This window comes from Spirosoma pulveris, from assembly GCF_054781875.1.
Window position 1 is genome coordinate 1380952 of the sequence record NZ_BAAGTO010000001.1, and the last position, 25283, is coordinate 1406234.

Sequence of the window (25283 nt, forward strand, 5' to 3'; positions counted from 1 at the left end):
ATGACATATTGTTTAGGAATTAAAGTTGCCTCGGGTCTTGTTGCCATCGCCGACAGACGATTGACCTCGGGTTCTGAAGTATCATCGAATCGAAAAATCTCGGTTCATGAGGTCGAGAACCACTCGTTGTTTATCATGACATCGGGCCTGCGTTCCGTACGCGACAAAGCGATTACGTATTTTAAAGAAGTACTTTCCGAACAGGATCGCTCCTTCAATAAACTATACAAAGCTGTCAACGCCTTCGGAGAGCAGGTAAAACGGGTTGCCCTGGAGGATAAAACATCGATCGTAGCCAGCGGCCTCAACTTTAACCTAAACGCCATTGTGGGCGGTCAACTGGAAGACGATGAAGAACATAAACTTTTCATGCTCTACCCCGAAGGTAACTGGGTAGAGGTTGACCAGGGATCTCCTTTCAAAATAATTGGCAACTCAGGTTACGGTAAGCCACTGCTTTTCAGGAACTTATCTTATGAGTCGTCTATGGCCGATGCGCTGAAGATTGGTTTTCTGGCCTTCGATGCCACCCGCGTTAGTGCCAACGACGTTGATTATCCGCTCGATGTGGTGATTTACCCAAAAAATAGCTTCCATATGACCGAGTATCGGCTTGAGAAAGAAGATATGGACGAAATCTCGCACCAATGGAGCGCCCTGTTGGGTAATTCGGTTCGAAAAGTACCGACCTACTGGATGGACCCTATTTTCGAGAAGGTGCGTTCCAGTAAAAATGTATGATGTACGGTGTATGATATAATTGGCAGAGATCGTGAGCTGGCCGATGCTGCTCATCACTGACAATACACCCTATATCATACTTCGTACATCTTACAAATTATACTTCTCAACGCATGAATCTTCACGTTCGGCATACCTCCGAATACACCTACGATATTCCTGTTGCACTTAGTCCGCAAACCCTTTATCTGTATCCAAGGACCTATCCTTACCAGCGACTACTCACGTATGAACTGACAATTGACCCCCAGCCATCCCGGATCGTACGAAACGTCGATGTGGAGGGGAACGTCCAGCAGGTGGTTTATTTTAATCATCCAACTTCTCATTTGCGTGTAACGGCAGAAATGGAGCTTCAGTCCGACGAATTTAATTCATTCGATTTTGTGCTGTTCCCGTTCGACACCCAGCGGGTTCCTTTTCAGTACCCGAAAGCGGTAGAAGATTTGCTGCAACCGTATCTAAAACGGGTGGGCGTATCGGAAAAAGTAGAAAACTGGGCCAGGCAGCTAGCCGCCGATGCAGACGGGCAAACAACGGCTTTCCTGATTCTATTGAATCAGACAATCCGGCAGTTTACCTACGAGATTCGTGAGTTGGGAGCCCCTTTACCGCCGGAACAAACCCTGACCCTGCGGAAAGGGTCGTGTCGGGATTATACAACCCTGTTTATGGCAGCTTGCCGGAGTATGGGTCTGGCAGCACGTTTTGTAAGTGGCTATTTATTTGGTAATCCACAACAGGAACACCAGCTTCATGCCTGGGCTGAGGTATATTTGCCGGGAGCGGGTTGGCGGGGTTTCGACCCCACGCAGGGCTCGCTGGTTGTTAACCGACATATATTCCTGACGTCGACGGCCAAACCGGAGCTGGCGGCTCCCATAAGCGGTACGTTTCAGGGACATGCGAACTCCACACTTCACGCTGAGTTACTATTCATATGAATTACCAATGTTGATAGAACTTTCAGTACGCTTGTTAACTAATTCGTGACAACTATCGGCTATCGACTATCTTTGCATACTTATCCAAAAATTACTTACAAACCCAACACGTGACATTAATTAAGTCTATTTCCGGGATTAGAGGAACGATTGGGGGGCGCAGCGGAAACGGACTGACGCCCCTGGATGTAGTCAAATTTACGGCTGCATTTGGCCAATGGCTTCGGCAACGTAACCCAGACCGGCTAACGGTTGTTATTGGCCGGGATGGCCGGTTGTCGGGCGAGATGGTATCAAAACTGGTGGCAGCCACGTTGCAGGGACTTGGGCTGAACGTCATTGACCTTGGGCTATCCACTACGCCAACGGTAGAGATAGCTGTACCGGGCGAAAACGCATCGGGTGGGATCATTTTGACCGCCAGCCACAACCCTATTCAGTGGAACGCGCTTAAACTCCTTAACGAAGCGGGTGAGTTTATTTCGGCGCAGGACGGTGCAGAAGTGCTCGATATTGCGGAAAACGAATCGTTCGACTTTGCCGAAGTACGGAAATTAGGCAAGTATCATGCTGATAATACATGGCTTCAAAAACACATCGATCAGATTCTGGCGCTGCCACTGGTTGATCGGGAAGCTGTGGCATCCCGAAACTTCAAGCTTGTAGTAGATGCCGTCAACTCTACCGGTGGTATAGCAGTGCCCATGCTCCTAGAGGCTCTCGGCGTTGAGCATATCACGAAATTACATTGCGAACCAACCGGAAACTTTGCCCATAACCCAGAACCTCTGCCTGAAAATCTACGCGACATCATCAAAGAAATGGAAAAGGGCAACGCCGACCTTGGCATTGTCGTCGATCCTGATGTTGACCGACTGGCCCTTATCTGCGAAGATGGCTCAGCCTTTGGCGAAGAATACACCCTGGTAGCCGTTGCCGATTACGTACTTAAAAACAGGGCTGACGGTAGTTCCGGTAATACGGTTTCCAATATGTCAAGTACCGTTGCGCTGCGTGACGTAACGCGTAAATACGGCGGAGAACATTTTGCCTCTGCCGTGGGCGAAGTGAATGTCGTAGAAATGATGCGCGAAAAAGGAGCGCTCATTGGTGGCGAAGGGAACGGGGGTATTATTTATCCCGAATTACACCACGGCCGCGATGCGCTGGTTGGTATTGCCCTCTTCCTTACTCATTTGGCGAAATCCGGAAAATCAGCGTCCATGCTTCGCCGGACATACCCCAACTATTACATTTCCAAGAATAAGATAGAACTAACGCCCGATATCGACGTGGACGCAGTTCTGGAACGTATTCAAACAAAATACGCCCGGAACCCAATCAATACCATTGACGGCGTTAAAATTGAGTTCGACAAAGAGTGGGTTCATCTGCGAAAGTCAAATACCGAACCGATCATCCGAATTTATTCTGAATCAGATACGCTGGCTACCGCCGACCATCTGGCAGGCAAAATCATCAATGATATTCGGGAAGTACTGGCAGAGAAACGTTAACTCAGCCATGATGCATTAAAAAAGGGGACGACGCAGTTTGCGTCGTCCCCTTTTTATGTATAAACCCGCCACCTATCGATTTAACGATGTGGTGTTGAGATCGTCGTCATAATCCGTATCCGTGCGGTTCGTTGTAACCACCTGATCCGCATTTCTTGGCGCGTCAATGTTTTCAATATTGACGTCCGTACTGCGGACCGTGTCACGAATGGTTTCGACACGTTCGTTAACTTCTTTTCCGACAGAGATTTCTTCAACGACGTTGGCTGTCTTCGATACCACCGGAACTTCAGCATGTTCGATCATTTCAATCTGACCCTCCTGAAAGGCATTCAGCTCAGCCTCTGTGGCCGGACGGTTGACGGGTGTCCGCTGGACCCGCACACGCTCTTCACGTAAACGCAGGCTCTCTTCCACCGGGCGCTCGATAATACGACTCCGTACCCGAACACCACCACGCTCCACTTCACGCTTGCCTACTTCCAGATTTTCCTCGATAACCTTGATTGTTTGATCGTTGTCGGTTGTCAGGTCGCGATCGCTCGTAAGGCCACGGTTCGTGGTATCGCCGTAGTTCACCCCGGTCACATCGGTGTCGAGACCAGTGGTCCCCATCGTGGTGTCGGTTGTGCCATAACTAGTGCCAGCATTGCCCATCGTTGTTTGGGTTCCGGTATTCCCGTATCCATACTGCGATGCTCGTTCATCTACGTCTACAGCGCCGTTGTCGTCAAGAATATCTGCAGCCTGCTCTGCTTCATCATCCGATTGAGCATGCACCGTCACAACTGACCCACGACTGGCAACCCGTGTATGGCGACGGGCATCGTCATCGTCGCTACCGAATAGTGAACTGAAAAAACCACCCACGCTCGAATCGTCGTCGCTATCATCCAGATCACTATTGGAATAGTCTCCTGTCTGCGCCGATAAATCAATACTGCTGCGTGAAAATCCTTTGTCTACTAACTCGTCTACTGCCTTTTGGGCTTCTGTGGCGTTGTCGAATACGCCGATCACTGTGTGTGCCATGCTCTTTTAGGGTTTTGTTTATACGTTGAGAACTTACTATTAATCTATAACGAAGCTTTCTACAAAGCCGAACGTCCGAGTTCATTGGAAATCCGTTCTACACTGATTTCCTCTTTTCTGGTAACAACCCGCTGTGGTTCATTGGCTGTTACCAGACGTTTTGTTATGCGCACTTCTTCAACGAGTACCAGTTTTTTCTCAATGACCAGTACTTCCTTCAATACAGGATACACTGTTGTATCACCTTCGTACCGAACTGCCGGTGGCGAATCTACATACTCATTGACGACAATCCGTTCAACATCGAATTCTTCATGCGATAAGGGTAGATCAATCACTTGCTCTTCCTGCTTAACTGTTTTGAGAATCCGTAGCTTACCCGTTTCGACAAGTGCTTTATCAACATGTACGCTCTCTTCGATAACCGGAATAATCACTACTTTCTCACTTTCGGTGATTAGTTCCGGCTGTTTGGCTGCCTGGTTGTACAATTGATCAGTATTGCCGGTTTCGTTACCCATTACATTCAGATTGCAGGTGATTTGTAAAGGCTACTGCCTATCAAACTCACCTAGGATAATAGTATAATAGGAGTAATTGTCTATTTGTTCTGTATTTTATGTATTATTTAATTTAGAGGTCTTTCACAACTTTTTCACAAATATTTCATATCCGCTGATCAATAGCCGCTGTAGACGCATATTTTGCCCATCCAAAACCCCTATCCTGTGGAATTAACTACTCATAAAATAAAGGTGTGTTATGTTTAAAGGCCCTTCTTAACACCAACAATTAGCTGATAAACAGGCACCTATTAACTAAATAAACCATGTGGCACAATTTTTAGTTAGTAGGAGTTATTCGACAACGATATTCAAACAAACACGATTATGAGCTTTTTGAGAGGAGTACTAACAGGCTTGGCCATCGGCTATTTGACAGCCCCACGCAGCGGTAAAGAAACCCGTGATAAGCTGACTAAAAATGTTAACGATTTACAAAGCCAGTGGGAAGAAGGAGTTGCCCAAGTTAAATCGCAGGTCGACAAACTGGTAGGTAACGCTGAGGAGAAAGCCAATCAATTTGCCAATAAGGCCGAGAATAAGTTCGACCAGTATAAAAATGAGGCTCAGTCGAGCTACAATAAGGAGCAGATGAAATCAGATTACAACAACAAAGTTGATGATGCAGCAGACTCAGTGAAGGCAGGCGTCAATAATGTAGAAGATTCATTGAAATTATACTAAGTGAATCACTTAGTAAAAAGACTAAGTTAAAGTCGGGCGCGGAGATGGATTTAGAATCTATCTCCGCGCCTGATTTTATTTTATCGATATAGGCAATTCAACGTGTTCCCATTTTAGAACAATGCCCTTACCCGTTACGTCATAAACGAGTCGCTCGTTCATTTGGGCAGACTTGACCGGTTTGGCCGTTACGCGTAGCGCATCCTGCGCCTGGTCGTACTTGAATGCCCCCCATTGATTCGAGACTTTGTTAAAAATAACAGTCCATTCCTTTTCGCCGGGAATGGTAAAGAAGCCATATTTTCCGGCTGGCAGGGCTTTTCCCTCCACCATAATATCTTTATCCGTTTCGAATGTTGTGGCCTCATTTGCGCCTGACCGCCACACTTTTCCATAAGGAGCCAATGTACTGCCGGCATCCCAAACAGGACGGCCTTTTACGGATGGACTCCCGTAACTGATCGTAATGGAAGCACCATTTACTTTACCGCTAGCCATAGCAGGTGGGCTGGGGCGGTTGGCTTTATCACCTTGTGCCCAGGTTACTACGCTCAATAATACGCCAATCAAGGTTAACGCAACCGTCCGGTTCATGCGTGTCATTTTCATTGTTTCAATAGATGAGTTATTGGTTAATGGTTCTTTATGAGTGGTCTTGGTCTTCAACTAAGCTACTTGCAGCCAGTGCTGACTGACGAATAACCAATCATCAACAACTAAAGTAAAGAAGAACCAGCGAACTACCAACCCGCCTGATTATTGACAAAGCTTCTGTTAGTATTGCTATTGCCAGAAAGCATAAAAAATGCCCGGTACTAATTCCTGTACCGGGCATTTTTTATATTAATACTTGCGCTTATTCCCACTCAATTGTAGCCGGGGGTTTGGAGGAAATGTCATACACTACGCGGTTGACCCCTTTTACCCGATTAATGATTTCGTTGGATACATCGGCCAGGAATTCATAAGGCAAATGCGCCCAGTCGGCAGTCATGCCATCAACGCTCGTAACTGCCCGAAGTGCGACGACTCGCTCGTACGTGCGTTCATCGCCCATTACGCCTACCGATTGTACCGGCAGCAGCATTGCACCCGCCTGCCATACCTTGTCATATAAGCCTTCGCGCTTTAGTCCGTCAATAAACAGTGCGTCGACTTGCTGAAGAATGTCCACTTTTTCGGGAGTGATATCTCCCAGAATCCGAATCGCCAGGCCGGGACCGGGGAACGGGTGACGGCCCAGAATAGCGTCGGGTAAGCCGAGCGTCCGGCCCACAGCACGCACTTCATCTTTAAACAGGGTGTTGAGTGGTTCTACGACTTTCAGTTTCATGAAGTCGGGAAGACCACCTACGTTATGGTGCGACTTGATGGTTGCGGACGGACCTTTTACCGAAACGGATTCGATCACGTCGGGGTAGATAGTCCCCTGCCCCAGCCACGATACCCCTTCAATCAGGTGAGCCTCGTGGTCGAACACATCAATAAACGTTTTACCAATCGCTTTTCGCTTGGCCTCCGGATCGGTAAGACCTGCCAAAGCGGTGTAAAACTGCTCTTTTGCATCAACTCCTTTTACGTTGAGGCCCAGCGTTTTATAGGAGTCCAATACACCCAAAAACTCGTCTTTCCGAAGAAGGCCGTTATCGACAAAAATGCAATACAGATTTTTGCCGATGGCCTGGTGAATGAGCATGGCCGCTACCGACGAATCGACACCACCCGATAGTCCTAGTACGACTTTATCGTCGCCTAGTTTCTCTTTTAGCTGCGCGATGGTGGTTTCGGCAAACGACTCGGCCGTCCAGTTTTGCGAACAACCGCAAATGTCGACCACGAAGTTATGCAGCAACGTTTTACCCTGGAGCGAGTGCGTTACCTCAGGATGAAACTGTATACCATAGGTAGGTTCATTATCGACCTGAAAAGCCGCTACATGAACGGTGTCCGTTGAAGCAATAATGCTGAAGTTTTCGGGAACGCTCGTAATGGTGTCGGCATGTGACATCCATACCTGAGAGTGCTGGTCGATGCCCTTCATCAGTGGACTTTCGCCATTGACGGTACCCAGTTTAGCCCGTCCATACTCACGAATGGCGGATGCTTTTACCTCACCGCCACTGGTATGCGCCAGCAGTTGAGCACCGTAACAAACACCAAGCAATGGCATTTTATGCCGAAAAGCGGCCAGGTGAACCTCGGGTGCATCGGCATCGCGAACGGACGATGGGCTGCCTGAGAGGATGATACCCTTAATGTCGGGCGTAATCGTTGGGAGATGATTGTAAGGATGGATTTCGCAGTAAACATTCAGTTCGCGCACCCGGCGGGCAATGAGTTGAGTATACTGCGAACCGAAATCCAGGATCAGAATCTGTTCGGTGGCCATGAATAGGTCTCTAAAATGCAAAGTTAGGGCATTTTTATGAAAACGCCCTACTTGCTTTTACAGCCAGCCATTTAATGGGCAACGATTAGCCGGCATTGGACACCGCCCGTGCCGTAGCCAAACGAGACGATATAAATTCCGGCAGGGAGGGCTGCGACCGAAAATGTTAGCGATGTTGCCCCGATTGACACCTGGTAATTTCGTTGTAAAACGACTCTTCCTGCCTGATCCGTTAGGGTAAGCCGGATCGCATTACCACTCCACTCCAGCGGAAGTCGGACAAATACCTGGGTATCTGCCGGATTAGGGTACAACAATGTTCCTGGTGCAATGCCCACTAGTGTACTTTCTACCGCCAGTTGGGGCCATAGTTTGGCGTCCTGAATGACAGCCTCAACAACAGGCGAATAATCGGATGCAGACTGAGAAGACACCGACCGTATACGATACTGGTACACTTTTCCGGCTTTAGGTGAATTCGCCAGGTTAGTGCTTCGCAGGTCCTGATACGTTTGACTCGTACCGGACACGACCGCGATTTGCTTAAAAACGCTGTTTGTTTCAGCCCGTTCAATGGACCACTTGGCCAGACTATCGGTCTTGTTCTCCCAGCTCAGTTTTATGGCACTTGTGTCTACAGGAACAGCCTTCAAATTCACTGCCGCAGGTAATGCCGGGGCAATTGGAACCTGGTAAAAGCTAAGCGCCCGCATACCCACTTTATTCCGTATAACTGGCCCCACATAAAAGCCAATCAGATTGTCCTGGTAAGACGAGGGTAAATACGTCAGGTGTTTGGCCGTAATACGCTTTGTCAACTTTATGACCAGCGAATTTCCCCGTTCGGCAACTGACTTAACCAAACCACTTTCGCCGGTTGGGTAGTCAGCATAGATAAAATCAGACAAACTCTTTGTGTATTGATACCCTTTACCGGTGATAATCGTATCAGTTGGCCAGTTCATTTTATGGACTGGCTCGAACTCAAGGGTAATCTCGTCCTGTTCGGGTTTACTGTAATAAAGCTTCTGCAAATTAGGCGACCCAACACCTATGGTATCAACAACCCCATAGAGATCGCGGGCGATGAGCCGATATAGCTCCAACCCGAACTGATAATGGCCTGCTTCATTGTAATGTATTCCTTCGTACCCTGGCAAACCAACGGTAGCAATAGGCTCGTTATCAGCAAAAATAGTTTTAGACCGGCGTTGGAAGTCCCGTAAAACACCCGCATTGATTACGTTGTCGGTCAATATATTAATCTGCGAATGATAAATTTTTCTCAGGCCGGGGTAATCCTGTTTCCAATAGCTGTAGAGTTTTGGAAAGGTACGCGCATAAACATCCGGATTATTGGCGGCTTCGGCTTCTCCCTGCCGCCAGATCAGGGCTCTTGCCTGAGTGGCTACACCAGCCTTACTCGCTCTGTATAGTAAATGTCCATAGAGGGTGCTTAACGACATCGGCTGACTGGCATCCCGATTGGCATGACTGGTAATCGTAGAACCACCCACGGCACCGTTTATAATAGCCGTTGGAATGCCGTGGTTCTCTTTGATCATCCGTTGCAACTCCATACCCCACAGGCAGGTAAGATATTCATTTGTGTTTGTCAGACACCAGGCCGTATCGGCCGGATTGTAGATGCTATTGAAGTTGTGCACACCAAACGTACGGCAGAATGGGCTGCGAATGGTGTAATCACTGTATTGGCCAACGGCATTCGACTGCCCCATAATCAGGAAAACATCGCCACAAACAATACTGTCGCGAAAGGCTACCGGTATGGAGTCTGCCTGTAATTTCCGGTGTACAAATAGCTGAAAACTGTACTGATTCAGTTCGGCTTTGATAACCGGGGCAAAGGCAAAGTGTCCGGTCAGCGAGTCAGGCGTTGTTTTACGATACTGGTACGATTTATTATCTCTGGCGACGACCAGGGAAATGGCTTTTACATTGCCATCCGGAGCCTGCCCGGAAATCGCGACGGCACACTGACTTGATTGATTACGGGGGTAAAGTTGTAATCTGGCAGGCCATTGATCGAGTCTGACACCCTTCTGCGCCCATATAGCGGTACAGTCAACCAGGACACATACCAGAGCTATTCCTATTATTTTCATGGAGTTACGGTATAAAACAAGTACAAACATACCAATTTGTTAGTAGACCCTTTTGAGCAGCAGCCTAAATAAAAAGGTGTAAGAATCTTAGGGCAATAATCCAGCAACGATACCAGCAATCGTGAAACTACATTCTCTAAAACTCTTACTTTTACGAATGATAATAAAACAGTTGTTGGCGGGAGGTCGTTAGTTGTCAGTCTGTAGTCAGTTACTTACCAGGGCTTTCACTTTACTCTTCAGGCCAATAACTATTGACCGATAATCAACGACTTCATTTTGAACGTTCCTGTTTTTCTGGCCCGAAAAGTTCGTCACGCTCCGGAAGGAAGCTTTTCGGCTACCGTTACGCGCGTGGGCATCGCCAGTATTGCGCTTGGACTGGCGATTTTGATTATCGCTTTTGCTGTTTTGTTCGGCTATAAACGCACCATCGAGCAAAAGATTTTTTTGTTTGGTGCCCACTTACAGGTCAGCAAATTCACCAATAATGCCTCGTATGAAGAAACAGCCCTCTCCCTCAAAACCACGCTCTACCGCGACAGCACCCGGGTTCCCGGCGTTCGCCATATCCAGGCCGTTGCCCTGAAAGCGGGAATTTTAAAAACCCCGGAAGAATTAACGGGTGTCATCCTGAAAGGAGTTGGCAAAGACTACGACTGGAATCTATTCAAAGAGTCACTGGTAGCCGGTACTGTACCCATAGTGGGTGCCGATACGGGCTCCGGCTCTACACAACTACTGCTTAGCCAACTGATGGCCAATCAATTGAAAGTAAAAGTGGGCGATAACGTACCGCTTTATTTTCTGGGGAACCCGCCCCGTGCCCGAAAGATGACCGTAGTGGGTATTTACGAAACCGGCCTTGAAGAAGTTGATAAGACAATTGCACTCGGCGATATTCGGCTGGTACAAAAGCTCAACCGCTGGGGACCCGACTCGGTAGGGAGCTACGAAATTTACGTGAATGACTTCAATCAGTTGACGCTCGCAGCCAACAATGTATTCCAGGCCATGGCACCCGACATGCGCTTGACGCGGGTAACGGATCAGTACCGGCCCCTATTCGACTGGATGCTGCTACTCGACCGAAATATGATTATTTTACTGGCACTGATTACGTTCGTAGCCTCGTTCAACATGGTTTCTGTATTGCTCGTTCTCATGATGGAGCGCACACCCATGATTGGTTTACTCAAGGCGTTGGGGGGCAACAATGCCCTCATTCGAAGAATGTTTGTCTTTGTCGGACTCAATATGGTTGGCTGGGGATTACTCATCGGCAATCTGGTTGGAATTGGCCTGTGCTTTGCGCAGCAACGCTTCAAACTCATTCCGCTGGACCCAAAAAACTACTTCGTCAGCTACGTGCCCATCGCATGGGACTGGGAGACTATTCTTGCCCTGAATGGTGCCACAATTATCCTGATTGGTCTTGTTCTCTGGTTATCGACTATTCTCATCAACCGCATTCAACCCGTTAAGGCGCTGGCGTTTAAAAAGTAGTCTGAACCGTGATTTCAACCGGATTAAAAGAGTAAACAAGAGTACAGCGCAGGTTTAATCTGTCAACAATCTCGTTTGATCCTTTAAATCCGGTTAAAATTACGGTCGGTATGTGAACTTCAGTATGTACCCTTTCTTTCCATCGCCCTCGCTGGCAACGTACAGATCGCCGTTGGGGGCGAAACAGATGCCTTCGGGTTGGCGAAATACCTTTGGGTCAAGGGGTTCAGAATAAATAATCTTGGCTTTCCGACTGGTAATCAGTAGTCGTTTGCCAACGGACGTTAACATGTACCACTCTCCCGTTATTGGATGCACGGCAATGCCCGATGGTTTGTATGTTTTCGGGTCAATCCCCGCCCCTTTCAACTGATCGTCATTTAAGCTCATGTCCTTAAAGACAGCCCGGTTTAGCAAGTCAAAAGAATAGACTGCTTTATCGCTCGATCCATTACCGTTTTTTACGGCAATAAGCAGGCGTTTGGTTTTAGGGTCGTATCCTAACCCTTCTACCTCCGTTTTCTTGGGCAGATCTGTTTTGGTCTTACCAATCTGGGTTGATTCAGGCTCAAAGCGGGAAAGTGTACCGTTGCTCTCGAGGACAAAGACCTGCCCGTTCACGTATTCGATACCCTCGAAATCGCCGTATCCGCCAAAACCGAAATCCTTGACGACTTTCCCTTTTTTTGTGTCAAATACATAAACAACGGCCTCTTCGTCCTGCACGCACAGAAGCTGATCGTCTTTGTAATAGGTCAGACCCGATATCTCTTTCAGTTCCTTTGGAAGGGTATACGTTTGTGCCGGGGCATTTAGCTGATATGGCAGTTTAAACTCAGTAGGCAGGGTTCCTGCTTCGGGTTGCTCTTTTATTTTCGACGAGGTACCGCAACCCGCCAGCAGGATTATAATGCCAATGAAAAGACGATTCATAACAGACTGATTTTGGGCAAATGTATGGATTTGGAACGGAGCTGCTCTCAGAATGATAAGACCAGTTACTAAAATTCTTCACTCTTTCAAAATCGGAATGCCGTCATTCAGATTCCTGAAACGGGCATTCCGCCGGTTTCTTTTTTGCTAGTTATCAGATCTACTTAGTTTTGTTTATAAACCTGATGTACCATGGCTAATCGTCTGACGACTTCGCAAAAGTGGCAACTTGCCCTGAGCGTCTTCGTTATCTACTTTCCAATTCGGCTGTACGTCAACGTGCCAACGCTGACGTGGTTGCTGATGGCACGTAATGTGCCTTTCTGGATAGTCGAAACGATCCTGACGGTTCTATTTTTTTACGCCTGGCTCACCGTTACCGAATGGCTTCAGCAGGTACTTTTCAAGCGCTTCGGTGAAGGATTTCTCATTGAGTTCAAAATTCCGGCTCAACTGGCGACCCTGGGTATTGCCAGCGCCCTGGCCCTGGTGTTCAACTTCGCCTTTTTTATGACCTGGCGTGGACTGGATACTGCACTTGAACGCAATTTCGGTGTGTACCGCGATCAGGAAATTCGGCCACAGCGCCCGGTTCCAACACCGTCCATATTGGAAGAACGACGGAAACGGAGTGAACAACGCCGACGCGTCAATAACGGTTTAACGGTTATGGCTATGCTATCCGCCTTCTACCTGGCTGCCAATCGGCGGGCTTACCGCGAGTTGGAAGTTGTTCAGGTACGCGCCGAACGGCTGGAAAAAGAAAATGTACAGGCACAGTTTGCGGCCCTGAAAAGTCAGGTAAATCCGCACTTTCTGTTCAACAGCCTGAGTATACTATCGTCTCTGGTGCATGCCGACGCCGAACTTTCGGAGAAGTTCATTGACCAGTTGTCACGAGCATACCGCTATATTCTGGAACAGAAAGACAACGAACGGGTCTTGCTGAAAACAGAACTGGAGTTTATTCAGGCATACCGCTTCCTGCTGAATATCCGCTTCGAGAAAAAATTCGATGTCCTCATCAACGTTCCCGAAGCAGACCAGACCCGGTATAGCATTGCCCCGCTAACGCTTCAGTTATTGGTCGAAAACGCCGTTAAACATAACCGCATGTCGACCAAAGAGCCGTTGAACGTGCATATTTTGCTTGAGGGGGACTGTCTGGTTGTTAAAAACAATCTACAACCCCGCCCCCAGTCCGAAACATCGACCGGCATGGGTTTGCAGAATATTATTACCCGTTACGCCCTCCTGACCGACCGGCCCGTTCGGGTTAGCGACAGCGAAGGCAGCTTCATCATAAAAATTCCCTTATTATTCAACGAACGAATGAATGAACCGGTGAGTGAGCGCAACGGTGGATTGACCGGCATGCCTACGCTCGCCTGAACGAGACCTTTTTATGAATAGATTTCCTTATTCAGCCATTCGTTCTATACGCCTATGAACGTTACGATTATTGAAGACGAAAACCTGACGGCCAAACGGCTCGAGAGTTTACTTCACAAATATGACCCTACGATAAAAGTACTGGCTCGCATTCCATCGGTAGCCGAAGCCGTGGCCTGGTTCGATGAATCACCCGCGCCCGTCGATCTGGTGTTTATGGACATACACCTGGAGGATGACCTTGGCTTTCGGATTTTTGAACAAACGCAGCTAACTACGCCTGTCATTTTTACGACTGCCTACGATGAATACATGATTCAGGCCTTTAAGGTCAACAGTATCGACTACCTGCTTAAACCCATCAATTATGATGAACTGGTAGCCGCTATTGAAAAATATAAATCCCTAAAGAAACAGTTTGGGCAAACAGCCTCAACGTCGGCTCAGGATATTGAAACGCTGTTAAACCTGATTGGCAAATCAAAACAGACCGACTATAAAGAGCGGTTCATGATAACCGTCGGCACAAAAATAAGGAGCATAGAAACCGGCGACATTGCTTATTTCTATCTGGAAGAAAAAGTCGTTTTTCTGGTTACAAAGGACGGACTGACGCTCCCTGTCGATTACAGTCTGGATAAATTGACACAGATATTGAACCCACGCCAGTTTTTCCGGATCAGTCGGCAGTTTCTGGTTTCGTTACCCGCTATCCAGACCATTCATACCTTTTCGGCGGGTAAGCTTAAGCTCGACCTGATCCCCAAATCCCGTCAGGAAGTTTTCGTCAGTGGCGACCGCATGACGGAATTCAAAGAGTGGCTGGGAAAATAAATTTAAAGCGATTCTACTTCTTTCTGTTTTTACCTGATTCCTATTCCTAAATCCTCCCCTTGGCCTGCGGCAACGCAGGCCTTTTTTGTACCAGTCGAAACGAATACAAGCAAGATCGGTGACGAAGCCGTACCTTTGCGTTATGGAGAATACCGACGACAAGTCTCGCCGACAACGCGGCCAACGTACTGATGTTAAACTGACTGTTTCGGAGCCCGCCGAACTCATGGCATTTTTGATTGCCAATTTGCCACACAAGAACCGCAATAATATCAAGTCGCTGCTCAGCAATAAGCAAATCTTGGTTGATGGCAAGGTGTTTACCCAATTCAACCACCCGTTGAAGCCTGATCAGGTCGTTACGGTGGCGGGCAACCGGGCCCCACAAACAGCGCAGTATCGCGGGCTTACCATTCTGTACGAAGATCAGTTCCTGATTGTCATTAACAAACAGGCCGGGCTCCTCTCCATGGCGACTAATAAAGAACGTGACCGGACGGCGTACGGTATTCTGAGCGAATACACGAAGAAAGAAAACCCGAAGAACAAGATATTTATCATTCACCGTCTCGACCGCGAAACCTCGGGCGTAATGATGTTCGCCAAAAGTGAAAAGGTGCAGCGGTTGATGCAGGAATCCTGGAATGCAACAACCAAAGAGCGAACCTACGTAGCATTGGTGGAGGGGGTTCCGGAACCCCCGCAGGGCACCATCACGTCGTACCTACGGGAGAGCAAGGCCCTGATTGTGTACTCCAGCCAGAACCCCGAAACCGGCCAGCTCTCCATCACGAACTATACGGTCATGAAAGCCGGCAATGGCTATGCCTTACTGGAACTGGAGCTGGAAACGGGTCGCAAAAACCAGATTCGCGTACATATGCAGGACATTAACCACCCGGTGGCAGGCGATGCTAAATACGGTGCAGAAACCGACCCCATTGGCCGGCTGGGTCTGCACGCAGAAGTACTGGCGTTTGAGCACCCTATCACAAAGGCACCTATGCGCTTTGAGGCACCCGTGCCTAAGTCGTTTCTGGCGATGGTTAAAGAACGCGAACAGGAATAAGGCTATTCGACAGGATTTGGGGGTTTGGAGTGGGGTCTGTTTATCAAAACAAGCCTCACCCAAACCCCCGAATCCTGTTAAAAAATCACAATCCTGCCTGAACCCCTCACTTTATAAGCCGGTATTTAAGGAGTACCCAGATGGCTTCGACGCCATCCAGCCAGGAAATTTTCTTCCCTTCGGCAATTGAACGGGGATAATAACTAATCGGCAGCTCTTTGATACGAATTCCCCGCTTGGCTACTTTCGCCGTTACTTCCGGACAAAACTCAAAACGGGTGCAATCGAGGGGGATCGATCGCAACAAGTTGGCATCGAACACCTTATAACACGTTGGCTCATCGGTAAGACGCTGGTTGAACAGTATGTTTGTCAGCAACGTAACAACCTGGCCACCCACGTAAAAGCTAAAGTAAGAATGCCGGTTTTCGGGATTTAAAAACCGTGAGCCATAAATTACTTTCTCTTTGCCATCGGCAATGGGTTTGACGAGCGCCAGGTAGTCCTGCGGTTCATATTCCAGATCGGCGTCCTGTACAATGGCAATATCGCCGGTCATGTGTTGAATGGCGGTTCGGATGGCCGCACCCTTTCCCTGATTCTTTTCGTGAAAGATTACCCGGATGTTGGGAATGGCCTTAAGCGTTAACAGGTGTTCGCGGGTTCCATCCGTGGAGCCATCGTCGACAATAATGATTTCTTTATTTATTGGGACAGCCTGAATCTTTTCGAGGAGGGTATCAATAGATGTGATCTCGTTGTAAGCAGGGATAAGAACTGATAGCAGCATAAAACAAAAGTAAACGAAAACAGGCGAACAATGGTGAGGTCACTTACGTACCCAGTAAAGCAACGGGAAGCGGGGATTTTTCACTTGCACAAAGTTTTCCTGCAACCCCGCTCGCAGTTGCCGGATGGCATAGGCATTAGCCGGATCATTCAGTGCAGTACTGTCGTCGATAACGCTCGACCGGTTACCAAACACCACCATCTTCAAACTCGTATCCGCTAGCGCCTTTTTGTAGGTGTCCGGGTGTGCCTTTATGTAGTGGGTCGTCTGCATCTCGGTAAAAAAGAACGGTACGTTGGGCTTCCGATCCGACAGATAGTACAGACTCAGCGCATTATCAAACAGCAGCACTTTGCCCGTAGGCCCGGCCTGTTCACGGATAAAATCGCCGGCGTCCTTTTCTCCCGAATAATCGGCAATCGTTACAAATCGTTTGATGGCATCGGGCCGGTATAAAAACGCACTGATCAACACCAGGATGCCCACAACACCGACGCCCATAAATATAGACCGATACGGTACGCTGGTGTGCCTCCGTTCGTACTGTCCTAACCACTTATCGCCCATAAAGCCCAGATGAACCGAGAAGAAAACGGCGGCCGGGAAGAAGTAATGGCTTGCCTGTGTCTTCAGCATGGCGATACAGGAGAAGCCCGCAAGCAGTAATGCCAGCCAAAGGGCGGGTGTTCGCTGGTAAGCGGCCCGGTAGGGTTGTTGCAGCATCAAAACCGCCGACACCGCCAGCAAAAGCAGAAACCAGCTTAATTTGATCAGGAATTTAACCAGAAAAATTGTGTGCGACGGGTAGCCGCCAAAGGGATAAATATACGTCCATTCGAGGTGAGCATCCAGCCGGTTCGTCGCGTAAAAGTACAAGGCGGAGAGCACTAGCGGCAGTAAAAAACCCAGCAACACCAGCATCCCCCTTGCCACCATCGGCCAGAACATCAACCGTCCGGTAAGCCATAAAAGCAGGATAAAAGCCCCAAACCCAACAACGTAAAAAGCCACCACGCTCTTAAAGCACATGGCAATGCCAAGCAGGATACCGGCTCCCAGCCAACGCCAGCCCGGCTGTTCTTTACCATCAGTAGCCAACACAAACGCATTGAGGCCAAAAATGCCAATCCAGCTTTCAGGCTCGAGGAAATTCATTTCCATGAAAAAACAACAGGCGGCCGTCAGCGCAGCCGCCATTAAAGACGCCCGCTCCCCAAATTGGCGGGCTGCCCGCCAGGCAGATGCCACGCAGCCCATTGCCAGCAACGTTATCAGGCTGGAAACACTAACGTGGTTGTAGCCCCCCAGGAAACTTAGCAACACATTGGTCGACGAGTAGATCAGGTATGACTTGGATGGAATAAAATCATACAGAGAATATCCCTCATTGAGCGAGCGCCCAATAACCAGGTATTCAAGCGCGTCGTAGCCATACGTTGAATTATAGGTAAACAGAAAGAAAATAGGGCCAAATAAGATAAGTAATAAAAAAAGTCGTGTCATGGTACTCAAATATTGCTCCCGACGAGCCTTCAATACACTGACAAATGTACTGGATTACAAATAAGTCACCAGATTAAACAAATGTTTTTGTTTACTGTTAGCACACTAACGCTACGATGAAACGATCCTGAATAGCCTCAAAATAGCCACTATTGGTTTCCTTTTCGCCACGATATTTTTTGCCTTCGGCAACCAAAAAACGGCATTCAGCCAAATTGTTTTTATCCTATAAATAGAACGTCTCACTTTTGAGCCGTTAATCGACAACCTCATGAAAGCCCTGTTACTATCTTTACTCATCGTTAGCGCAACCGTCTCCCTTGCCCAAACAACAGAGACCCCTGCCAGTAGAAGGCCGACAACACCTTCAACGGATACCACGATCACTCCAACGCCCGCACCAGATCCTTTTGGCGCAGCACCAGCCAATACCCGTCCAGATAATTTCACCGCACCGGCCGGCTCTCGGCCATCCCGCATCGGCAGTCCGGCAGGTATGCCGCCCCAGGTAGGCGCCACTCCGTCAGAAGCGGAGCCAATCGTTCGGGGTACGGGCAAGATCAGCGGTGTCCTGATGGATTCAACAACGAATAAACCCGTAGAATTTGCGACAATCGCTTTACTCAACACGGCTACCAACAAACCCATTGATGGTACTACCGCCGATGCGAAAGGCAAATTTACCATCGGTAGAGTAGCGCCGGGCCGGTATCGGCTCCAGTACTCATTTATCGGTTATAAGGATAAACGAAGCAGCATCCTTACTATTGACAAAAACAGCGACATTAATCTGGGTACTATAAAGCTGGGTGCCGATGTTCGGACACTGAGCGAAGTGAACGTAGTAGGTCAGGCTGCCATGATTGAAGAGAAAGTAGACCGCCTGGTTTACAACGCCGATAAAGATATTGCCGCCAAAGGTGGTGATGCGGGTGACATTCTTCGCAAAGTACCCATGTTATCCGTTGACCTGGACGGGAACGTCAGCCTGCGGGGCAGTGCCAACGTTACGGTACTCATCAATAACAAACCCTCTACCATTGTTGCCAGCAGCGTGGCCGACGCGTTGAAGCAGATTCCGGCCGACATGATCAAGACAGTTGAAGTGATTACCTCGCCCTCTGCCAAATACGACGCCGAAGGATCAGCGGGTATTATCAATATCGTAACCAAGAAAACCACTTTGCAGGGCGCTACGCTCGATGTGAACGGTGGTGCCGGAAACCGGGGCAGTAATCTGGGGCTGAGCGGCAATTACCGAACGGGAAAAATGGGCTTCTCGCTCAGCGGATTTGGCCGGGCTGAATACAATGTAAGAGGGGCTTTTACCAACGATCAGACAACCCGCAGCTACGACGCAGCGACCAATACGTTATCCGGTAGCACCCGCACCCTTCAGACAGCTACTACCCTGAGCCAGCGCTTATTTGGCAATTACCAGTTGGGCTGGGATTATGACATCGACAAACGCACTTCACTAACGGCAAGCCTGCGCTATGGTGCCCGTAACGGTACGGCAAACCAGTACCATCTGCTCACGCAAACCACCGGTCCCAATAGTTATTTTCCAACCGTTAATGACCGGAATGTGCAAACAAAGGATCTGTCAGGAACGGTTGATGCAAACGTCACGTATACCAAGATTTATAAACCACAACAGGAGTTCAGTATCCTGGCCTTATTTAGCCGCAACAACCGGACAAATAACTTCGTAGCAGACATTTTAAGCGGGGCAGATTTTGAAACGATTACCTCCCGGCAAAAGAATGACAACCTGAGCTACAACCAGGAGTCGACACTTCAGATCGATTACCAGACCCCCATTAAGACGAACCAGTTACTCGAATTTGGTGCGAAAGGTATTTTCCGGAAAGCAAACAGCGATTACACCTACTACCTCGCTACCGGCGATAACTTCGACTATATCGTTGACAAAAACCGGCCTTCCAATACGCTGTTTTACGATCAGAACATTGCGGCCTCTTACCTGTCGTACACCCTGACAACGAAGAACAAATACACGGTTAAAGCCGGTGCCCGTTATGAGTACACCTTTATCAATGCCCGGTTTAGCAAAGAAGTAAGCGGCCAGTCGACAGCGATCCCGGACTACGGTACGCTGGTTCCCAGCATTAACATCTCCAAGAGTCTGAAAGGGGGCAAGATTATTAAACTGGCGTATAACCGCCGTATTCAGCGGCCGGGTATCCAGTTTCTTAACCCCAACGTGAACTCCGCAAACCCAACGAACATTACCCAGGGTAATCCCCTGCTATCGCCCGAGTTTACGGACAATCTCGAATTTAGCACCAGTGCCAACATCAAAGGCCTGTACCTGAACGCTTCGCTCTTTGCCCGACGCACGGCCAATGAAATCACCGCCGTTCGTGATGTGTCACTCCAAACATTTGGTGATGTAACCAGCCAAGTTTTTCAGCAAGTAATCCGGACTACATACCAGAACGTTGGTCGGCAGGACGCCGTTGGCTTGAACCTCTTCGGTAACGGGACACTCTTTCGCAAACTGCAACTGGGCGGTGGCCTCGATCTGTACCACGTCAGCCTGACGAATAACAACGCCAACCCAATCTATTCGGCCGCTAACTCTGGTTGGGTTATAGGTGGCCGGATTCAAAGCAGCGTAACCCTCAGCAATGGCTGGGCGTTCCAGCTCTTTGGCGGTGGACGTGGCAAGCAGGTGCAATTGCAGGGCTATCAGACCCCGATGTACTTCTACAGCATTGGTATGCGGAAAGAGTTCAACAACAAGAAAGCAAGTTTGGGTCTGGCCGGAGAGAATATCTTCAACCACCCATTTACGCAACGTTCAGAACTGGCATCGCCTATCCTGACGCAGAATTCGCAAACCAGCTTCTACAATGCAGGTGTCCGGTTAACGTTCAGCTACAAACTGGGTAAAATGAGTTTCGATGCCCCTCAAAAACGCCGGAAGTCAGTTAATAACGACGACGTGAAGGAAGGTGAAGGGGGTGGCGGTGGAGATAACCAGCAACAAGCCGCTCCAGCAGCACCTGCCGGTGGTGGTGGCCGGACGGGCGGAGGTGGTCGTCCACGCTAATAACAGGTAGTATACGCCCCGCCAGACTATTTTGGCGGGGCTTAAGATAATTAGATTAGGTTGGTGATCAATCCCTCTTGCTCTGCGGGAGGGGTTTCTTGTTTATTACAAGTTCATTTTCGATTTTGCCGGCACATTCCCTATACAATAACTCATGAAGTCAAAAAATCTGGTTAGTCTTTCCGTTTCAGCGGTATTTTCCGTTCTGTCCGTTACGGGCCTGTTAATTTATTTTGGGCAAGGCGGCTACGTTGTCGATCACACCCACGCCTGGTTTGGTGTGCTGTTCTTTATCGCTGCGGTCTTTCATATTGTCAATAACTGGTCGTCGATTGTTGGGTACTCCAAAAGCCGACGAACGGGCAGTATTCAAAAGGAACTGATCATTCCGGTTGTTATTGTTGCCATCTTCGCTGCGGGTATCGGGTTCGACGTACCCGTTTTCAAAAAGTTGGGCAATGCCGGTAAAGACCTCGTGCGTGGCAGTCGGCCGCGGGGTGGACCATTACCACAAACCTCCATCGATTCAATTGCCAACGCCGTTGAGGCAGCGTATGCAACGGCCTATACCAAAGGAGATACGGGTGCATTGGCCGCCGTCATGCCGGTAAAAACAGCATTATTAACCGAAGCAGGAACGATCCTGAGTGGTTCAGATATTCAAAAGAATCTGTTAGCCCGCACAACTCCGGAAACCATAAAAACGAAGGTAGACCGCGCCGAAGCGCTCGACGACCACACAATTCTGGTGTATGGTACATCAACCAACTCAACGGCCACATCCCCATCTGTGTATTCGCACATCTTGAAGGAGCAGGATAAAAAATGGAAAATAATTGCGGCTCAGCGGGCATTTCCTGCTGTGCAATAAGACAGCAACGTCGGGCCATGCCTATTGTGGCTCATTATGTTAGTTGACAACAGACATAAAATCCATTTAATTAAATCAAATCCCGGATTTAATTAAATGGATTTTGTCGTTCTATAGCAGAGAACTCTTTCCGTATTTTTTTTTCCAAACCATATTCAATCACGATGAGTCTGGATCTGCTGTTAACCCTGGATACAATCGAGGTACTGGAAAACTACATTGATAAAATCCGACCCAGTGAAGCACTCAGGGATCAGATCGATATAGCGTATAAAATAGAAAATCAGAGTATCATCATCTTTGAGAGCAGGCCTTACCTCCATGAACCGGACAAACGGTTCGAGTCGGCGGTAGCAAAGGCAACATTTGTAAAATCCCGAAACCAGTGGAAGGTTTTTTGGAAACGTTCAAGTTTGACGTGGCAAATCTATGCACCACAACCCTTTGTGAACACAATAGACCAGTTTGTTGCCCTGGTTGAACAGGATGAACAGTATTGCTTCTGGGGTTAGTCAATTTATCGGCAACAGCTGTTTTTCTGCAACATAACGTAAAGATAAAGCGTACAGACTACTAGAGTCTGCATTTATGTATTAGTTTAGATCAATTTCCATTTTTATACTCACCTTATTATTAAGTATTTATCTAGTTGGAAACCAGCTTTAGTCAATTTTTTCCTATATAGTAAACTCAATTGACTACTATCCGGTTAACTATAGGAATATCAGTTCGCCTGACCATTGAATGAAGCAATTCTTACTGTTCTTTAGTACGTATAGCCTGGTTGCATTCGGCTTGTCGCTGTCGACGTCTGCCCAGACCGCTTATGTAGTATCGGGGCGGGTTACCGATGCGGCTACCGGCGAGGGGATCCCGTTTGCCAGTATTGCACTGAAGGGCAAAACCTCCGGTACCACCTCCGATGCAGATGGGCGTTATTCGTTTCGTCTCACTCAGTTATCCGATTCGCTCATCGTTTTAAGCTTAGGCTATAGAACCACCGCTTATCCACTTTTACTACAGGCAGCCCAGACAATCAATGCGCAGCTTACGGCAACTGCCACAAAGTTGAAAGAGGTTAACGTGTACGCCAAAGGGGGCGACCCGGCTTATCGGATCATGCGCGAAGCCCTCCGAAGACGCGACGAGTACAACCCGGCAAAAATGATGGCTTATCAATACGATAGTTATACCAAGGTTGAAGGGTACATCAATAATTTTGCCCAAAAGCGTAAAAACAACAAAAAGCCGGGGCCTATCGGGCGGTTGCTGGGCAAACTGCCCGCCATCGTAGATGAAAATGGGCAACCTGCCGTTCCAGTATTTATCTCCGAAACGGTCTCTAACTTTTACGCCCGCTCCCAGCCCGAAAAAATAAAAGAGGTCGTGCTGAAATCCCATGTAACGGGGGTTGGGGTCAGCGATGGCGGTCTTATTTCCCAGCTCACCGGTGCCTCTTTTCAGCAGTATAACTTCTACCGGAACTCCGTCAACATCCTCCAGAAAGACATACCCTCCCCTATTGGCAGCCAGTGGGAAACGATTTACCGATTCCGGCTCAGGGACACGATTGTTCTGAACAACGCCGTTTGCTTTGCCATTGAGTTCACCCCCAAACGAGCCAGCGACCTGGCGTTTACGGGCACTCTTCTTATCGATACGCTTCATTTTGCGCTGGCCCAAATGGATGCCCGGGTTGGTAAGCGGGCGAATATCAACTTTGTCGATGAGCTACATATCGAGCAGGATTGGGAGACTACCCCTTCGGGTCTTCGCTTCCCAACCCAAACGCAGGTGATGATCGACACCGACGAACCGACTCCACGCGCACCAGGTGCTTTGGTTCGTTTTTTCACGGCGGCCACAAACATTGTTGAAAATCAGCCGAAAGAGGTTGGCTTTTATGACCCATCGATCGAACTCTCGGATGATTACAAAGACACCGATGCCGCTTACTGGCAGCGCGTCCGCCCTGCCTCTCTGTCCGCCCGCGAGTACCGGGCTATGGAAGTTGTCGACTCCGTTCGTAACGTTCCGTTTATGCGAGTGGCCGGGGAGATTATCAAGCTGGGCGTGATCGGGTACAAACCGCTGGGGAAGTTAAACGTCGAACTTGGCCCACTTCTTTACTCTTATGCCAGTAACACCATCGAAGGGCAGCGGTTTCGGCTGGGGCTACGCACGAATACGGGTTTCAGCCGTAAGTGGTTGCTGAGCGGCTATGCAGCCTATGGCACGCAGGATGAAACGTTCAAGTACAGCGCCAACGTCGAATACATCCTGAGTCGTAAGCCCTGGACAGTCATTGGCGTTCGGCAAAGTTATGATCTGGAACGGATTGGCGTATCCGCCGATAACATCGGTAATAATTCCCTTTTTGGGGCGTATTCGCGCTTTGGCACCATTCGGCGGGCTTATTTCCAGGAAGAAAAACTGGCCTATTTCCGGCGCGAAATGGGCCGCAGTTTCACCCAGACAGTTGCGTTGCGCAATCGTAATTTTGAGCCGCTGTTTCCGTTTGCATTCAGCCCGCAGATGAACGACCGTGACCAGACAATTCGGAGCAACTACCAAATCACGGAACTGATTTCGGAAACGCGCTTTGCCCCTGATGAAGTGATTCTGCAAAATGACAATGTGCGGGTGAGCACCGGGGCCATTCGTAAACCCATTTTTACCCTGCGGTACACACTTGCCCTGCGTGATGTGCTGGGAAGCGATTTTACATACCAGCGCATTGCCCTCACCATGAAGCATTCCTTCCGCATGGGCGTTCTGGGCAGGTCCTATTATACCATCGGGGCCGGTATTATTCCCTCAACGGTTCCGTACCCACTGCTGTACACTCCGCTGGGCAACGAATCGTCGTTTTATGTCGGGAATGCCTATAACCTGATGAACTACTTCGAGTTTATCTGCGACCGCTGGGCAACACTACAGTACGAGCACAACTTTGGTGGTCTGTTGTTTAACCGACTCCCGTTGCTTCGACAGCTAAAATGGCGGGAACTGGTTACCGCAAAGGTGCTCATTGGCGGAGTATCGGGCAGCAATTTATCGGTTATCCCAGCTGTCAATGAAGCTGGGCAGGCCGTGGATGGATTTAGTTCGTTGACCCGAACACCTTATGTTGAAGTGGGCTACGGTATCGACAACATCTTTAAAGTGCTCCGCGTCGATGCGATTCATCGGCTCACCTACCGCGACAATATTGGTCGTACCGGCATCCCCGTTACGCCTTTTACTATTAAGGTATCGGGCTGGCTGGCCTTTTAGCCCGGTACACGATACCTACCTAGTGCTGGCAGCA

General features: G+C 48.7%; 20 protein-coding genes. 12 read left to right on the forward strand and 8 right to left on the reverse strand.

The window, feature by feature from the left end; genetic code table 11:
• From ACYVJM_RS05615 to glmM, 3 genes are all read left to right on the forward strand, one after another.
• Positions 1-741, forward strand: coding sequence for a peptidase (locus ACYVJM_RS05615; protein ID WP_097124764.1), 741 nt, complete (start codon positions 1-3; stop codon positions 739-741).
• 113 nt (positions 742-854) lie between these two features.
• Positions 855-1685, forward strand: coding sequence for a transglutaminase family protein (locus ACYVJM_RS05620; protein WP_461147213.1), 831 nt, complete (start codon positions 855-857; stop codon positions 1683-1685).
• Positions 1686-1795: 110 nt separating this feature from the next.
• On the forward strand, positions 1796-3202 hold the full coding sequence (glmM, locus tag ACYVJM_RS05625) for a phosphoglucosamine mutase (RefSeq protein ID WP_461147214.1): 1407 nt from the start codon (positions 1796-1798) through the stop codon (positions 3200-3202).
• Between the two features lie 72 nt (positions 3203-3274).
• Here glmM and ACYVJM_RS05630 read toward each other — a convergent pair whose 3' ends face one another.
• Together ACYVJM_RS05630 and ACYVJM_RS05635 are read right to left on the reverse strand one after the other, a co-directional pair.
• On the reverse strand, positions 3275-4234 hold the full coding sequence (locus ACYVJM_RS05630) for a YsnF/AvaK domain-containing protein (protein WP_461147215.1): 960 nt from the start codon (positions 4232-4234) through the stop codon (positions 3275-3277).
• A gap of 59 nt (positions 4235-4293) precedes the next feature.
• On the reverse strand, positions 4294-4755 hold the full coding sequence (locus ACYVJM_RS05635) for a YsnF/AvaK domain-containing protein (protein WP_461147216.1): 462 nt from the start codon (positions 4753-4755) through the stop codon (positions 4294-4296).
• A gap of 369 nt (positions 4756-5124) precedes the next feature.
• Between ACYVJM_RS05635 and ACYVJM_RS05640 the strand changes: the two genes are divergently transcribed.
• Positions 5125-5481: a YtxH domain-containing protein gene (locus tag ACYVJM_RS05640; protein ID WP_461147217.1), complete on the forward strand. Its 357-nt coding sequence runs from the start codon at positions 5125-5127 to the stop codon at positions 5479-5481.
• Positions 5482-5556: 75 nt separating this feature from the next.
• On the opposite strand, the gene ACYVJM_RS05645 is transcribed toward ACYVJM_RS05640, so the two are convergent.
• The 3 genes from ACYVJM_RS05645 to ACYVJM_RS05655 form a co-directional block, all read right to left on the reverse strand.
• Positions 5557-6090, reverse strand: a complete 534-nt coding sequence (locus tag ACYVJM_RS05645) for a DUF2911 domain-containing protein (RefSeq protein ID WP_461147218.1) — start codon at positions 6088-6090, stop codon at positions 5557-5559.
• A 247-nt stretch (positions 6091-6337) separates the two neighbouring features.
• Positions 6338-7870 (reverse strand): glutamine-hydrolyzing GMP synthase, encoded by a 1533-nt coding sequence (gene guaA / locus ACYVJM_RS05650; RefSeq protein ID WP_461147219.1) that lies wholly within the window; start codon positions 7868-7870, stop codon positions 6338-6340.
• 71 nt (positions 7871-7941) lie between these two features.
• Positions 7942-9996, reverse strand: coding sequence for a sialate O-acetylesterase (locus ACYVJM_RS05655; RefSeq protein ID WP_461147220.1), 2055 nt, complete (start codon positions 9994-9996; stop codon positions 7942-7944).
• A 279-nt stretch (positions 9997-10275) separates the two neighbouring features.
• On the opposite strand from ACYVJM_RS05655, the gene ACYVJM_RS05660 reads away from it, so the two are divergent.
• On the forward strand, positions 10276-11502 hold the full coding sequence (locus ACYVJM_RS05660) for an ABC transporter permease (RefSeq protein ID WP_461147221.1): 1227 nt from the start codon (positions 10276-10278) through the stop codon (positions 11500-11502).
• Positions 11503-11601: 99 nt separating this feature from the next.
• Here the strand turns inward: ACYVJM_RS05660 and ACYVJM_RS05665 are convergent, their stop codons facing one another.
• Complete coding sequence (locus tag ACYVJM_RS05665) at positions 11602-12435, reverse strand: SdiA-regulated domain-containing protein (protein ID WP_461147222.1); 834 nt, start codon at positions 12433-12435, stop codon at positions 11602-11604.
• A gap of 192 nt (positions 12436-12627) precedes the next feature.
• Between ACYVJM_RS05665 and ACYVJM_RS05670 the strand changes: the two genes are divergently transcribed.
• The 3 genes from ACYVJM_RS05670 to ACYVJM_RS05680 all read left to right on the forward strand — a co-directional run bounded on the left by ACYVJM_RS05670 (position 12628) and on the right by ACYVJM_RS05680 (position 15730).
• Positions 12628-13827 (forward strand): sensor histidine kinase, encoded by a 1200-nt coding sequence (locus ACYVJM_RS05670; RefSeq protein WP_461147223.1) that lies wholly within the window; start codon positions 12628-12630, stop codon positions 13825-13827.
• 54 nt (positions 13828-13881) lie between these two features.
• Positions 13882-14661, forward strand: coding sequence for a LytR/AlgR family response regulator transcription factor (locus ACYVJM_RS05675; protein ID WP_461147224.1), 780 nt, complete (start codon positions 13882-13884; stop codon positions 14659-14661).
• Between the two features lie 142 nt (positions 14662-14803).
• Positions 14804-15730: an RluA family pseudouridine synthase gene (locus ACYVJM_RS05680; RefSeq protein WP_461147225.1), complete on the forward strand. Its 927-nt coding sequence runs from the start codon at positions 14804-14806 to the stop codon at positions 15728-15730.
• A gap of 106 nt (positions 15731-15836) precedes the next feature.
• Here the strand turns inward: ACYVJM_RS05680 and ACYVJM_RS05685 are convergent, their stop codons facing one another.
• Positions 15837-16520 carry a glycosyltransferase family 2 protein gene (locus ACYVJM_RS05685; RefSeq protein ID WP_461147226.1) on the reverse strand — a complete coding sequence of 228 codons (684 nt, stop codon included), beginning with the start codon at positions 16518-16520 and terminating at the stop codon, positions 15837-15839.
• A gap of 39 nt (positions 16521-16559) precedes the next feature.
• On the reverse strand, positions 16560-18023 hold the full coding sequence (locus ACYVJM_RS05690) for a glycosyltransferase family 39 protein (RefSeq protein WP_461147227.1): 1464 nt from the start codon (positions 18021-18023) through the stop codon (positions 16560-16562).
• A gap of 271 nt (positions 18024-18294) precedes the next feature.
• Between ACYVJM_RS05690 and ACYVJM_RS05695 the strand changes: the two genes are divergently transcribed.
• From ACYVJM_RS05695 to ACYVJM_RS05710, 4 genes are all read left to right on the forward strand, one after another.
• Complete coding sequence (locus tag ACYVJM_RS05695) at positions 18295-21102, forward strand: TonB-dependent receptor (protein ID WP_461147228.1); 2808 nt, start codon at positions 18295-18297, stop codon at positions 21100-21102.
• 154 nt (positions 21103-21256) lie between these two features.
• On the forward strand, positions 21257-21973 hold the full coding sequence (locus ACYVJM_RS05700; protein ID WP_461147229.1) for a DUF4405 domain-containing protein: 717 nt from the start codon (positions 21257-21259) through the stop codon (positions 21971-21973).
• 164 nt (positions 21974-22137) lie between these two features.
• The gene (locus ACYVJM_RS05705) at positions 22138-22485 is read left to right on the forward strand and encodes a DUF3024 domain-containing protein (protein ID WP_461147230.1); all 348 of its coding nucleotides are present in this window, start codon (positions 22138-22140) and stop codon (positions 22483-22485) included.
• Between the two features lie 232 nt (positions 22486-22717).
• The gene (locus ACYVJM_RS05710; RefSeq protein WP_461147231.1) at positions 22718-25249 is read left to right on the forward strand and encodes a DUF5686 and carboxypeptidase-like regulatory domain-containing protein; all 2532 of its coding nucleotides are present in this window, start codon (positions 22718-22720) and stop codon (positions 25247-25249) included.
• Positions 25250-25283 lie beyond the last annotated feature (34 nt).

Excerpts from the sequence above, each read along its gene's own strand:
- ACYVJM_RS05705 (WP_461147230.1), top strand. The coding sequence starts at position 22,138 with ATGAGTCTGGATCTGCTGTTAACCCTGGATACAATCGAGGTACTGGAA.
- ACYVJM_RS05665 (WP_461147222.1), bottom strand. The coding sequence starts at position 12,435 with ATGAATCGTCTTTTCATTGGCATTATAATCCTGCTGGCGGGTTGCGGT.
- ACYVJM_RS05710 (WP_461147231.1), top strand. The coding sequence starts at position 22,718 with ATGAAGCAATTCTTACTGTTCTTTAGTACGTATAGCCTGGTTGCATTC.
- guaA (WP_461147219.1), bottom strand. The coding sequence starts at position 7,870 with ATGGCCACCGAACAGATTCTGATCCTGGATTTCGGTTCGCAGTATACT.
- ACYVJM_RS05695 (WP_461147228.1), top strand. The coding sequence starts at position 18,295 with ATGAAAGCCCTGTTACTATCTTTACTCATCGTTAGCGCAACCGTCTCC.
- ACYVJM_RS05680 (WP_461147225.1), top strand. The coding sequence starts at position 14,804 with ATGGAGAATACCGACGACAAGTCTCGCCGACAACGCGGCCAACGTACT.
- ACYVJM_RS05690 (WP_461147227.1), bottom strand. The coding sequence starts at position 18,023 with ATGACACGACTTTTTTTATTACTTATCTTATTTGGCCCTATTTTCTTT.
- ACYVJM_RS05675 (WP_461147224.1), top strand. The coding sequence starts at position 13,882 with ATGAACGTTACGATTATTGAAGACGAAAACCTGACGGCCAAACGGCTC.
- ACYVJM_RS05700 (WP_461147229.1), top strand. The coding sequence starts at position 21,257 with ATGAAGTCAAAAAATCTGGTTAGTCTTTCCGTTTCAGCGGTATTTTCC.
- ACYVJM_RS05635 (WP_461147216.1), bottom strand. The coding sequence starts at position 4,755 with ATGGGTAACGAAACCGGCAATACTGATCAATTGTACAACCAGGCAGCC.
- ACYVJM_RS05655 (WP_461147220.1), bottom strand. The coding sequence starts at position 9,996 with ATGAAAATAATAGGAATAGCTCTGGTATGTGTCCTGGTTGACTGTACC.
- ACYVJM_RS05630 (WP_461147215.1), bottom strand. The coding sequence starts at position 4,234 with ATGGCACACACAGTGATCGGCGTATTCGACAACGCCACAGAAGCCCAA.
- ACYVJM_RS05685 (WP_461147226.1), bottom strand. The coding sequence starts at position 16,520 with ATGCTGCTATCAGTTCTTATCCCTGCTTACAACGAGATCACATCTATT.
- ACYVJM_RS05620 (WP_461147213.1), top strand. The coding sequence starts at position 855 with ATGAATCTTCACGTTCGGCATACCTCCGAATACACCTACGATATTCCT.
- ACYVJM_RS05640 (WP_461147217.1), top strand. The coding sequence starts at position 5,125 with ATGAGCTTTTTGAGAGGAGTACTAACAGGCTTGGCCATCGGCTATTTG.
- ACYVJM_RS05615 (WP_097124764.1), top strand. The coding sequence starts at position 1 with ATGACATATTGTTTAGGAATTAAAGTTGCCTCGGGTCTTGTTGCCATC.
- ACYVJM_RS05645 (WP_461147218.1), bottom strand. The coding sequence starts at position 6,090 with ATGAAAATGACACGCATGAACCGGACGGTTGCGTTAACCTTGATTGGC.
- ACYVJM_RS05670 (WP_461147223.1), top strand. The coding sequence starts at position 12,628 with ATGGCTAATCGTCTGACGACTTCGCAAAAGTGGCAACTTGCCCTGAGC.